This window comes from Pseudidiomarina woesei (assembly GCF_001418345.1).
Lineage (GTDB): Bacteria > Pseudomonadota > Gammaproteobacteria > Enterobacterales > Alteromonadaceae > Pseudidiomarina > Pseudidiomarina woesei.
Genome location: NZ_LIPW01000004.1, coordinates 215,094 through 227,224, shown reverse-complemented (window position 1 = coordinate 227,224; position 12,131 = coordinate 215,094). Strand labels below are relative to the sequence as shown.

The 12,131-nt window shown below is 49.2% G+C and carries 12 protein-coding genes; 8 read left to right on the top strand and 4 right to left on the bottom strand.

Translation table 11 applies throughout. From position 1 onward, the window contains the following. Positions 1–61: 61 nt before the first annotated feature. Together ASC40_RS08360 and ASC40_RS12060 are read left to right on the top strand one after the other, a co-directional pair. Positions 62–667 carry a type II secretion system protein gene (locus ASC40_RS08360; protein WP_072243420.1) on the top strand — a complete coding sequence of 202 codons (606 nt, stop codon included), beginning with the start codon at positions 62–64 and terminating at the stop codon, positions 665–667. Positions 668–713: 46 nt separating this feature from the next. After that, complete coding sequence (locus ASC40_RS12060) at positions 714–1,247, top strand: prepilin-type N-terminal cleavage/methylation domain-containing protein (RefSeq protein ID WP_055439346.1); 534 nt, start codon at positions 714–716, stop codon at positions 1,245–1,247. A gap of 169 nt (positions 1,248–1,416) precedes the next feature. On the opposite strand, the gene ASC40_RS08350 is transcribed toward ASC40_RS12060, so the two are convergent. Genes ASC40_RS08350 through ASC40_RS08335 form a run of 4 tightly spaced genes read right to left on the bottom strand, consistent with a single transcriptional unit; the run spans position 1,417 to position 6,919 of the window. Further along, positions 1,417–5,118, bottom strand: a complete 3,702-nt coding sequence (locus ASC40_RS08350; protein ID WP_055439345.1) for a polymer-forming cytoskeletal protein — start codon at positions 5,116–5,118, stop codon at positions 1,417–1,419. Then, the gene (locus ASC40_RS08345) at positions 5,105–5,569 is read right to left on the bottom strand and encodes a hypothetical protein (protein WP_055439344.1); all 465 of its coding nucleotides are present in this window, start codon (positions 5,567–5,569) and stop codon (positions 5,105–5,107) included. Before ASC40_RS08345 ends, ASC40_RS08350 begins: the two co-directional genes overlap by 14 nt. Continuing rightward, a complete protein-coding gene (locus ASC40_RS08340) occupies positions 5,559–6,395 on the bottom strand; it encodes a PilW family protein (protein ID WP_055439343.1) in 837 nt (278 codons plus the stop codon). Before ASC40_RS08340 ends, ASC40_RS08345 begins: the two co-directional genes overlap by 11 nt. Beyond that, on the bottom strand, positions 6,395–6,919 hold the full coding sequence (locus ASC40_RS08335) for a type IV pilus modification PilV family protein (protein WP_055439342.1): 525 nt from the start codon (positions 6,917–6,919) through the stop codon (positions 6,395–6,397). The genes ASC40_RS08340 and ASC40_RS08335 overlap by 1 nt, the downstream gene beginning before the upstream one ends. A 127-nt stretch (positions 6,920–7,046) precedes the next feature. Between ASC40_RS08335 and ASC40_RS08330 the strand changes: the two genes are divergently transcribed. The 6 genes from ASC40_RS08330 to rng all read left to right on the top strand — a co-directional run bounded on the left by ASC40_RS08330 (position 7,047) and on the right by rng (position 12,128). Next, the gene (locus ASC40_RS08330; protein WP_055439341.1) at positions 7,047–7,565 is read left to right on the top strand and encodes a type II secretion system protein; all 519 of its coding nucleotides are present in this window, start codon (positions 7,047–7,049) and stop codon (positions 7,563–7,565) included. Positions 7,566–7,670: 105 nt separating this feature from the next. Beyond that, positions 7,671–8,714: a rod shape-determining protein gene (locus ASC40_RS08325; RefSeq protein WP_055439340.1), complete on the top strand. Its 1,044-nt coding sequence runs from the start codon at positions 7,671–7,673 to the stop codon at positions 8,712–8,714. 8 nt (positions 8,715–8,722) lie between these two features. After that, positions 8,723–9,613: a rod shape-determining protein MreC gene (gene mreC / locus ASC40_RS08320; RefSeq protein ID WP_055439339.1), complete on the top strand. Its 891-nt coding sequence runs from the start codon at positions 8,723–8,725 to the stop codon at positions 9,611–9,613. Beyond that, a complete protein-coding gene (gene mreD, locus ASC40_RS08315) occupies positions 9,603–10,085 on the top strand; it encodes a rod shape-determining protein MreD (protein ID WP_055439338.1) in 483 nt (160 codons plus the stop codon). Before mreC ends, mreD begins: the two co-directional genes overlap by 11 nt. Then, entirely contained in the window at positions 10,075–10,662 is a 588-nt protein-coding gene (locus ASC40_RS08310; protein ID WP_055439337.1) for a Maf family protein, read from the top strand. Before mreD ends, ASC40_RS08310 begins: the two co-directional genes overlap by 11 nt. Then, complete coding sequence (gene rng, locus ASC40_RS08305; RefSeq protein ID WP_055439336.1) at positions 10,659–12,128, top strand: ribonuclease G; 1,470 nt, start codon at positions 10,659–10,661, stop codon at positions 12,126–12,128. Before ASC40_RS08310 ends, rng begins: the two co-directional genes overlap by 4 nt. Positions 12,129–12,131 lie beyond the last annotated feature (3 nt).

The following is a 12,131-nucleotide window of genomic DNA, read 5'->3' as shown; positions in this document are numbered from 1 at the left end:
AACCTTTAATATTTGCGGGAATTATCAGCATACAAGATAATAACCATATGGGGAATAAGGGATGTTAGCTGTGCAACACACTATAACAAAAAGACAGTCAGGTTTTACCCTCATTGAATTGATCATTGTTGTGGTCATTCTAGGGTTATTAGCAGCTTCTGCATTACCGCGTTTTACCAGCGTGACAGCTGACGCTGAAGACGCTGCCGTTGAAGGCGTGGCCGGTGGCTTTGCCAGCGCGGTAGGGCTTGTGCGCGCCGAGTGGGAGCTGCGTGGCCGACCGCAAGGCAACGTTGATGGCGCTGGCGCCGTAGTGGTTATGGATGGCATTAGTGTTAATGTCGACGGCAGCACGGGTTACCCTGTCAGTGGCGATAACAACCTAGACGCCCATGATTTAAACATATCTAGCGAAGACTGCCGCACCATTATGCAGGCCATACTGCAAGGCGCACCAACCGCTACAACCAGTTTTACCCTGTTGGGTGAAAACCGTTATTACGTTACTCGCGAAAATAACGGTGTTAATGATATTTGCGTGTATTATTTAGCAAATACCATTAAAAACTTGGCTTCTGCGCCAAGTGGAACCGACTATTTGTCCGTCGGTAACGTGTTTGTTTACAACCCGCGTACCGGTGGGGTAAGTATTTTTAGCAATAATTAGTTTAAACTTGGGGAATACCCGTAATTTTTAACAAGGGAATAGCGTTATGAAAACACAAAAAGGTTTTACCTTAATCGAATTGATCATCGTGATCGTCGTACTCGGCATCTTAGCCGTAACCGCCGCACCACAGTTCTTTAACTTCGCTGGCGATGCGCGTTTGTCACAAATTAAAGGTGTTGAAGGAGCGATTAATTCGGCAGCACAAATCGTATATGGTAAGTCGGCAATCGAATCAGAAATCGGCTTGTCGCGTAGCGATACGCCAACGCCTGCAGTAGATAGTATTCCGACAAGTTACGGTTACCCCACCGCAACTGTTGCAGGTATTGTTACAGCAGCAAATATTAATGTGGCACCGGATAATACTAGTCTAGCAGGTGATTTTGTATTCACTCGTGATACGAGTGGTCCACAAGATATGATCTATATTGCACCTGCAGCGTTAATTGACGCTACCGGTTACGGTATTACTGAAGTTACCGCGACAAACTGTTATTTGCAGTACATTGAAGCGTCAGGTCCAGCTTCTAACCAAGGTTATACATTGACTGTAGTGACCACGGGTTGTAATTCATAATTCAAATGTAATACTTTTTCAAAAGCGCCTTCGGGCGCTTTTTTATTGTCTAGTGCCTTACCCAACAGTGAGCGCAGCGAACGCACGAACAGCGAAGCGTACGAATAACGAACGGCGAAGCGCACGAATAACGAACGGCATTCACTACGGTAATCCGGCTATTGCCGGATTACTGGCGCTCCATCCAAAAAATCACCCGATCATTCCCCCGATACTGCCCAAAGCCAGCTTCAGCACGTGGAAAGCGATGGCTGGCGCCATTTTCGTCAAGCCACGGGTATTCCAACCAGCTGTCGGTTTGGTATTCAAACAAGAATTCGCCGGTAGCCGTCGGTGATGGCGGTGTCCAATACAGGCTGTCGGGTAACAACTCACCGGTAAGCAAATCGCTATCAACACCGGCTCCAGTCGTCGTCAACGCGCTTGGGTTTTCCAGTATGTTCAGAGATGTCGCGGTGGTTGCCGTGCATGAATCGAGGTCGTTCAGTAAAAATCGGTTGCCGTCCCAATACTCCGCGCGCATCACCACCGGTAACGGCTCGTTTTCAGGGCCATAGGTGTTCTCGAGTACCATGCGGCCATAGCGTAAATTTAGCGTACCACCAATAGGCACAGCGTCGCCGCGTTGGCTCACCAAGCTCAAATCGGAGCTCGCAAAGTTGCGGCTATCGATATCACCTGTGGCCTGCAACCCAATGCGCAAGTTTGGATATGGGCCATCAGGCAGCTCATCAGACCGCCGCGCAAAAGCGATGCTTGAATTACTAAAAGTAAGCTCGCCATCTACCCAGGTACTTTGGGTGAAAGGCGCAAGACGCTGATCAAACTCATCAGTGGCTTCGTCAATTGGGCTGGTGTGGGCAGCCACCAACTCAACTGCCGCTGTGTTGCTATAGTTCAAACCATAATTGCGAGTAACATTACCACCAAGGTTTAAAGCTTGAACAATATAGTCAACGGCAATAGCGTTTTGGCCCATATAGGTATATGTGCTGCAGGCGTTGCTAACGAGATCACTTCCAGGCGTAACCGCAAAGCGGTGGGGATAAAAACGGCCAACCGGGCTAGGTGGTCGCTCGAAGGCGTCACCTGAACCTAGGTAATCATCGCCCAGTAACCGAGCGCGCAAGTTAACCGTGCCTGCCTCGTTCCAAATAGCGCCTGTTGTGCGCTTCGCACCGGCATAATTACCATCAATGGTGAACGGGTTATTTAATGTTAATTTTGACGCATCGCTGCCAGCGGCCGCTGGTGTTGGATATGCCATACTATCAAATTGAACTTGCACCGCCGCAGAGCTAGATTCCAAGCCAAAGTTAGGGGTCGGTTCGTTCGCGGTATTCAGTGACTGAATAACCATGCTAAATGGCTCTCCAGCGGCTTTGAACCCAGGGCCTGAGGCCAAGGTACTGGTCCATAAGTTGTTGGCGTCATCTAACGCCCGAGTTACTAAGCGGTATGGCTTAACGACAAAGTCGTTAACGCTGGTGCCAACTAACTCAACATCAGGGTCGCTAATAGTTGGGTCGGGTGCAGCTGGCGCTTCAGTGAGCGGTAATGATGCGAACAACCGCACCTGACCCACGTCTGAATAGCGCAACTGTAAATCGGTTGCGACCCGTCCGTTGGCATCGAATGTTAACGACAGTGAGCTTGTGTTGGCCGTGTTACCGGCGGCGTTTAAACCAATCGCTTGGTTGTTCACGGTAAAGGACTGACCTGCTTGGCAAGTTCCAGGGTTTAAGCACTGCATGCCGAGGTTAACGGTATGAGTACCGGTTAACCTTGCTTCACAGGCGCCGGTGGTGGTGTTTGTTTGCACTGCACGTAAGGCGGCGGGAAGGCTCAAACCAGCGCTGTCGGCGCTGGCTCCAATACCAGCGAAGGTCGCTGGCAGTGGGCTAACTCCGTCCGTGTCGGTGATAATTAGTCCAGCGGTGTTAAAAACGACATCGCAACTGGTTGCTGTGGTACCACTGCTATCAAAACATTGTGTTGCATCAACCGCTGTTGGCGAGGCATTGCTCAATGCTAGGTTCGCTGTGCCCCCATTGGTATTGCGTAATCCGCTAAGGCCGCTGCCATTGCTAAATAGTAAGTTGACGTCTGCGCTAGTTGTTGAGTCGAGATTGCCGCCTTGCCAAGTGCTGTCCGCATCACTTGAGCTCACAGTAACAGTTACGGGGTCGTCATAGGTTGCCGAGCAGGTCTCGTCAGCACAAGCGATAACTTCGACAGATGCGGCGTAACAGCTCACTAAAACTTGTGGATGAAGTATTCGGTAATGGTGCACTTCGGCATCAACTGGAGCACACCCCAACGAGGCGGTCACTTCGGCTTGCACTTCGGGGCTATAATTAAATACGGTGTCGGTACCAACATCGATGGTACCAGCTGTTAAAATACTGCCTTGCAACGTGTTGTTATTGCCTAACGTAATATCGTTATCAGGGAATGGGCCATAAATCGTTCCGTTAAAGTTAAGCGTTTCTTTATTAGCGCCCATGTTGCCGTTACCCAAAGAAATCGTTGCCCCTTCGTACAGGTAGATTTGTAGGTTACCGGCCGAACCACTGCTGTTTAATTCAAGTTGGTTGGCATTTGACTCGCCGATACCATTTTCAATGAATAGCCGAGCTGGGCCGCCGCCTGTCGTATTCAGATATATTCCGCTATGAAATATAATGTTGCGAATAAAGTAATCGCCAGGGCCGAGTGTAATGCCGGTTCCGCTGCCTTTAGCACCCACTTCTAGGGTATCAATGTAGTACGTACCACCAAGAAAGTTACCATTTTGGCCACCGGCAACATCTATCGTGCTATAAGTGCCTGGGGGAATGTCATTCGGGTCGTTGTTCTTGCTGATATCAAGGCTGGCGCCGCCACTAAAACTTGGGAAAATAAGCGGATCCAGAGGCGGGTATTCCAAATCCACAGTATCTACTTGGCCAACTGGAGTCGGGGTATTTCCGGTGCCATCAATAGTGTTGCCATTAATCTCGGAGCCATTACCAAAGGTGAACCCGCCGGAGCCGACAACACCGTAGGTGGTTAATAGTGTGACTTCACTGCAGTAATCAAACTCTGGGTCTTGCGCGCCCGCACAAGGGCCAAGGTTACTGTTGATATCGCAGGTGTAGGGCGCACTACCGTTGTTGCTGATGACAGGCGCGTTAATGTAGCCAAGTACTGTGCCGTTATTCACCACCGAAGCATCGGAGTTAATACTTCCCGCAATGGCGCCGCTGTTGTTGGTAACCGAGCCTGCAGCATCAATGTTTGAGGTGACTGTACCATTGTTCATTACCGTACCGGCAGCTTCGACACGGCCACTAACCACAGCGCCCGAATTATTGGTGAAACTGCCGCCTGTGGTTACTTTGCCTTCAATAACGCTATTGTTGGTTATCGAGCCACTGGCGGTGACATTGCCATTAACAAGTGGGCCAGAGTTGATAGTGATTCCGCCACTACTCACCAAATCGCCGTTCACGACCGTCTCAACACCGTTAATGCTGATACTTCCAGCAATGATGTCTGCGTTGATGGTGGCGTTATTGCCATTGGTGTTAAAGCTATTGGCACCCAGATCAATGACCAAGTTATAGCTATTATTCGGGTTTATGGTAATGGCATCGGGGGTATTAAGTCCGCCATTAATGATTAACGTTAAGTCTTGCGTAAGTGTCAATGTTGCATTGGTCGCATTTAAATTAACAGCGTTAGCACAAGTTACCGTTGAACTTCCATCGAAGGTGCAACTGGCAAAGTCGCCAGTGTTGTTAATCGCATCGGCGGGTAGCGTCCAATTAGCCAACGCTAAGCTCGGAATAAATAAACTAAAGACAGCGAAAAACCTATAAAACCCCATCGCTAGCCTCCAGCATTAATTCTTTTGAGTAGGTTATGTCACCGGCTTGACAAGCGCCCTGAGTAATAATGCGAAAATGTGTGCCGCTGTAGGGACTGGTTAAATCAGCACGGTCGCAATACACCGTGGTTGAGCAGTTCGTTAAACCCGCAATAGCAAAAGACTGCTCAGCACGAACCTCAGGAGGCGGAGACGCGGTGCGCTCGGGGCATAATCCACTGGCAGCAGGTGCGTCATGTGGGAATAACTCGGTTAAAAACAACTCAGCGCCAGTGCGTGCTGCGGCTTGCGCGCGCGTGCCGTAAACTTCACCGACAATGGCCTGTGACGAGTCGCCCAAAATGCGCACCATAGCCATTCCAATTAGGCTCATAACCACAATAATAAACACCGCGACCGCCAATGCGGCACCGCGTTGTTTAACTAGTGATGGGCTGTGACTACGGAACATTGGCAATATGCACCTCATGAACAATTTGTAGCGGCTCGGAGCCTGCTTCGCGGCTAAAGCGCCAGTCTAGTTGTACTAGGCTATTGCGTTGCAATGTGGCTTCAAAAACATAAAACGGAAACTCATTGTTGTTCAAGTCATTGTAGATGTCTTCGGCCATTATTTCAGCACTTGCGGCACCAATGGTTTGCAATTGGCTAAAACTACGTTGCACGTTTTGTAGGCCGTAGCCAGCGAAGCGATAAATGCGATTTGAGGTGTCGTCATAACACCAGCTAATTGGCTGTCCACCGATATAATAACGACGAGCCGGACTTTCGGCGCCGAAAAATGCTGGAGTGGTTGAATAGTCTATTTCAACAAGATTGTCTTGCACGGGCGAGGTGGCGGCAATGCTAGTGACTATTTTGCGGCGTTGTACGTTATTGCCATAAATGTAGCTGGGGTTGGTGGCGTAAACCAGTAAGTAGCCCCCCACTAAGCTCGAATTTGCCATGGGTTCTACGGCAATAAATGGGTCACTATTGGTGGGCCCTGGCCGCGGTATGTCAAGGTACAAGCTGCTGGCTAGTATTGGCATAAACTCTACGCAGCGCTGAGAGTCGGTGCTTGATACACGAACACTTCTTGGCACCGCGCCCTGCAGTTCGCTGCTTAATCGGTTTAGCGCAAAACGCGACTGCGACACCAGCTGGTCGCGCTCGGTGGTATCACGAAATATTTTCGCGCCAAAACCCAAATAGTTGAAAACAAATAAGCCAGCTATGGCTAACAGCACGATGACAATAATTAATTCAACGAGTGTGAAACCGCCGCGCCGCGTCATTAGTAATTCCCTCGCAGTGTGACAAAGGTAAAGTTCTGACCAAATGCGGTAGTAATTGTCACTTCTATTTTTTTGTATAGGGTTACCGCTGACTGGCAAACGCCGTTGGCATCGCTATAGCAAACGCTAATAGCAAACTCAAAGCCTGGGTAGCGCGTGGCTAAGTCAGAACCCATGGCGTCAGCTAGTGTGGGGGCAGTTATTTGTAACTCATGGTAGTCATCGACATCGTCAAAGTCATTGCGTGCTTCACTGTCGGGGCCTAAATTAGTCGGCAACGTACAGGCTGGTGCGCCGGTTTCGCCGCAGCGCAGCGCGCCGCCACTGCGGTCACTGTTTTCATCAAAAGACTTGCCGCTAATTTCTTGAATAAACGCTTCGCCAAGTGCTGCCGCACGCTGTTGCAGCAAAGGTTCGGCACTGAGCTGCGCTTGCGGAAATACCAATACCGTGAGTAAGACAATTGAAATTGCCAGTACCACAATGCCGATAATTATCTCAATTAAGGTAAAACCGCGCTGCATGTGTAACTCCAAGGGCGCTACTTTTCTTATAATTTGTTGATATATTGTTCTGTATACTACACTTTTTTAGTTTACACTGCATATATTGTTCGTTAATTACCAATCATGACTTTGAGCTTGTAAAAACATGCTAATACGCCGCCAAAACAGCTACCAGAATGTAAATTATCAGCAAGGTTTCACGCTGGTTGAGCTGATTATTGTTATTGTATTGGTCGGAATTTTGGCAGTAACTGCAGGCCCTCGAATTTTCGGCTCTGGCGGTGTTGATCAAGTGGTGACAGAGCGTCAACTTATTAGTTTACTGCGGCTTCAACAACAACGGGCTATGCAGGACATGGCAAACCCTTGTTATGGCATTAGTATGACCAGCGCGCAAATAAGCCCTTATGAATGTGGTGCGAGCATTAATGCTGCACGACTAATACAGGTACCTAATACCAACACTATTAATGTGGTGTCTAGCATTAGTGGGGCAGCCACAGGGTTTTATTTTAATTCCTTGGGGTGCCCAGTTTCGACGAGTCATGCAACCGTTGCTGAAAGCTGTGGTCAAAGTAGTGTCGAAATTCAAATTACGGGTGCAAATGCACGCCAAATTTGTGTACAGAGCCAAGGTTATATTCGTCCCGGAGCTTGCAGTTAAGTTCTGTGTAGATAATGCACATGCGCGCTTGCCCACAAGGGCTGCGCTTGGTAAAGTTACACGGTTTTTCAGTCCACCAAATTACGAGTAAGGGAACATCCCCTCATGTTTAAGAAGTTACGCGGCATCTTCTCCAACGATCTATCCATTGACTTGGGTACAGCAAACACACTTATCTACGTGAAAGACGAAGGCATCGTGTTGAACGAGCCGTCGGTAGTCGCTATTCGTCAAGAAAAATCAGGCGGGCCGAAAAGCGTCGCTGCTGTGGGCCACGCGGCCAAACAAATGCTTGGCCGTACGCCAGGGAACATCAAAGCCATTCGCCCGATGAAAGACGGCGTTATTGCTGACTTTTACGTGACTGAAAAAATGCTGCAGCACTTTATTAAGAAAGTGCACGACAGCCATTATTTCCGTCCAAGTCCGCGCGTATTGGTGTGTGTGCCTTGTGGTTCAACGCAAGTAGAGCGACGTGCTATTCGTGAGTCAGCGCTCGGTGCGGGCGCACGCGAAGTGCATCTTATTGATGAGCCGATGGCTGCTGCAATTGGTGCCGGCTTGCCGGTATCTGAGCCGACCGGTTCAATGGTGGTCGATATTGGTGGCGGTACCACTGAAGTTGCAATTATCTCGTTAAACGGCGTCGTTTATTCATCGTCAGTACGTATTGGTGGCGACAAATTTGACGAAGCCATTGTCAATTATATTCGCCGTAACTTTGGTTCACTTATTGGTGAAGCAACCGCTGAACGTATTAAGCACGAAATTGGTTCTGCGTTCCCAGGTGAAGAAGTACGTGAAATCGAGGTGCGTGGTCGTAACCTTGCTGAAGGTGTACCGCGTTCGTTCACACTAAACAGCAACGAAATTTTAGAAGCACTGCAAGAGCCGTTAATGGGTATTGTTAGTGCGGTTATGGTTGCGCTTGAGCAATCACCACCAGAGCTGGCATCAGATATTTCTGAGCGCGGCATGGTATTAACCGGTGGTGGCGCCTTACTGCGCGACCTTGATCGTTTGCTCATGGAAGAAACCGGTATTCCAGTCATTGTCGCGGATGACCCGCTGACCTGTGTAGCTCGCGGTGGCGGTAAAGCCCTCGAGATGATCGATATGCACGGCGGTGACCTGTTCAGTTATGAGTAAGCGGCCGCATGAAGTCGCTTTTTGAACGGGGGCCAACCCTTCTCACACGACTGGTTATGGCGCTTATCTGCGCCGCCACGTTGATGTTTTTAGACCACCGGCTGAACACCATGCAGCCGGTGCGTTCGTTTTTATCGACCGTTGTAGCCCCAGTTCAATATTTAGCCGTTCTGCCGCAAGAAGTTATCGACCGCCTCGTTTATCTATCTACCACGCGCACCACGCTTCGCGAAGAAAACGTTCAACTTAAACAACAGCTGCAAGAGCTTGAAATGGCCGTGCAGCGATTAAACTTTCTGGAAAATGAAAACGACCGCCTGCGCCAGTTACTGGGCTCTGATGTGCGTCAAGAAAGCCGTCGCATGGCCGCCGAAGTGGTGTCGGTAGCAACCGACCCATTTTCTCACCAAGTGGTGATTAACAAGGGTAGCGCGAACGGTGTTTATGAAGGCCAACCTGTATTAGATAATCGTGGCATTGTGGGGCAGATAATTAGTGTTGGCCGCGGTACCGCGCGGGTTCTGCTTATTTCTGACCAAAGTCATGCAATATCGTTGCGTGCTGAGCGTAATGACATACGCGTGCTTGCGCGTGGCACGGGCGACTTGCAGCAGCTAGAGCTGATGTATATTCCGCATTCAAGTGAACTCGAGGTGGGTGACAAGCTGGTGTCTTCTGGTTTGGGTGGCGTATTTCCAGAAGGCTACCCTGTAGCTGAAATAACCTCATTGAACCGCGATGAACGTTTGCAGTATGCGCGCGTTTTAGCGCGCCCTTATGCGCAGCTAGACCGAATACGCACAGTGTTATTGTTATGGCCCTCATCAGCTACTGAAACTCCGGTGTACGATGAAGTGAAGTCTTCAAGTGCGGGCGAGGAGAACACCAATGTGGATTAAGTCAGGTTTGCTGCCGCTGCTTGCGAGTTATATTGTCGCTTTGGTTCTCATGGTCATGCCAATGCCGGCGTTTATGGAACCGTGGCGCCCAGACTGGCTTAGTTTGGTGATTATTTACTGGGTGATGGCATTGCCGCATCGCGTCGGTATGGGAAGTGTATTGGTACTTGGCTTGGTGGCTGACATTCTCATGGGGTCGGTGTTTGGTATTTATGCGACGGCGCTATTGATTATGGCGTACCCTGCGATTCGTCATTTTCAGCGCATTCGCAATTACTCATTTACTCAGCAGGCTATTGTCATCGCAATGTTAGTGTTGATAAAACGGGTCATTGTTTATGAGCTTGAACATGTATTGAACGACGCCGTATTTCAACTGGCTTATTTGTACCCAGTTATTTCATCAACCGTTGCGTGGCCGTGGGTGTATTTAATTTTGCGCAAATATCGGAGGCACTACCTTGTCCGTTAATTCGCTCGTTTTAGCTTCTGGCTCACCACGCCGATTTGAGTTACTGCAGTTGCTTGACCGGCCCTTTACTGTGGTGCGTCCTGACGTTGTCGAGCAGCGTAATGCTACTGAATTACCGACAGATTACGTCAAGCGGCTAGCGCTTGATAAAGCTCGTGCAGGGGCTTCGCTAACTAGCGCTGATGCGCTGGTGTTAGGCGCCGACACTATTGTTGTGGCAGATAATCAGGTACTTGAAAAGCCAACAAGCTTTGAGCACTTTGCCGGCATGATGCAGCAATTGTCTGGGCAAACACACCAAGCAATTACGGCGGTTGCGGCAGTATGCCAAGGCATTGAGCGAGTAGTTGTTAGTGGTGCAAAAGTAACGTTTAAGCCGCTTAGTCGTGAAGAAATAGCCGACTATTGGCGCTCCGGCGAACCACATGACAAAGCAGGTGGTTACGGTATTCAAGGGCGTGCAGCCAAGTTTGTGACACATATTGAGGGCAGCTACTTTGCTGTGGTTGGCTTGCCCGTGTACGAAACTGAACAGCTCATTGTTGCGTTAATCAATGACATAGAGGGGCGCCCATGAGTGCAGAAATTTTAATGAACGTGACGCCCACAGAAACGCGGGTGGCACTGATTGAAAATGGTATTTTGCAAGAAATACACATTGAGCGACAAGCCAAGCGAGGCTTGGTTGGCAATGTTTACGTGGGTAAAGTGTCGCGCGTTTTGCCAGGCATGCAAGCAGCATTTATTGATATTGGGCTAGAAAAAGCCGCATTTTTGCACGCCTCAGACATAGTTACACAAATAGAGCAAGCTGAAGACATTGCGCATGGCACCATGCCCGTAGCAGATATCGCACAGTTAGTGCGACCAGGGCAGCAGATATTGGTGCAGGTGGTCAAAGACCCACTCGGCACCAAAGGCGCGCGTTTAACAACAGATATCACTATTCCTTCGCGTTACATGGTACTCATGCCACAGTCGCCGCACGTGGGCATTTCGCAACGCATTGAAGACGAAAAAGAGCGTAACCGCCTAAAGCAAGCGGCTATGCCGTATTGCGACGAAGAAGGCGGTTTTATTGTGCGCACCGCCGCCGAAGGTGCCAGTGACGACGAGTTACAGCGCGATGCTAAATTTCTGCGCCGGCTGTGGGATACCATTCAAAAACGGCGCAAAGGCATGCGCAAAATTGGCTTGGTGTATGAAGACCTCAACTTGTCGTGCCGTATTTTGCGTGACTTTGTGGGCGAGCAAATTGAGCGTATACGGGTGGACTCACGCGTCACTTATGACTTGCTTAGTGAGTTCGTGAAAGAGTTTATTCCTGAGCTTACTGACGCCTTGGAATATTATGCTGGTGAGCGCCCAATTTTTGACTTGTTTGATGTTGAAAACGAAGTGCAGCGTGCGCTTGATCGCAAAGTTGAATTGAAATCGGGTGGTTCAATTATTATTGACCAAACCGAGGCCATGACCACCATTGATATTAATACCGGTGGTTTTGTCGGTCATCGCAATCTTGAAGAAACCATATTCAACACCAACATAGAAGCAACTCAAGCCATTGCACGGCAGCTACGTTTACGTAACCTTGGCGGCATTATCATCATTGACTTTATCGACATGCAAAATAGCGATCATCGTCGCCGCGTGTTGCATAGCCTAGAGCAAGCGCTCGCCAAAGACCGTGCCAAAACCTCAATTAACGGCTTTACTACCCTCGGTCTTGTCGAAATGACGCGTAAACGCACACGTGAAAGTTTAGAGCATGTTTTGTGTTCAGAGTGTCCGGTTTGCAGCGGGCGTGGCTCTATGAAAACGGTAGAAACCGTGTGTTATGAAGTCATGCGTGAGATTGTTAGAGTAAACCGGGCCTACGCAGCCGATCATTTCATGGTCTACGCTTCAGCTGCGGTTACCGAGATGCTGTTAAACGAAGAGTCGCATGCGTTGGCAGAGCTTGAGGTTTTTATTGGCAAACAAGTAAAGGTGCTGGTCGAACCGCTGTATCATCAAGAGCAGTTTGATGTAGTGATGATGTAGTTT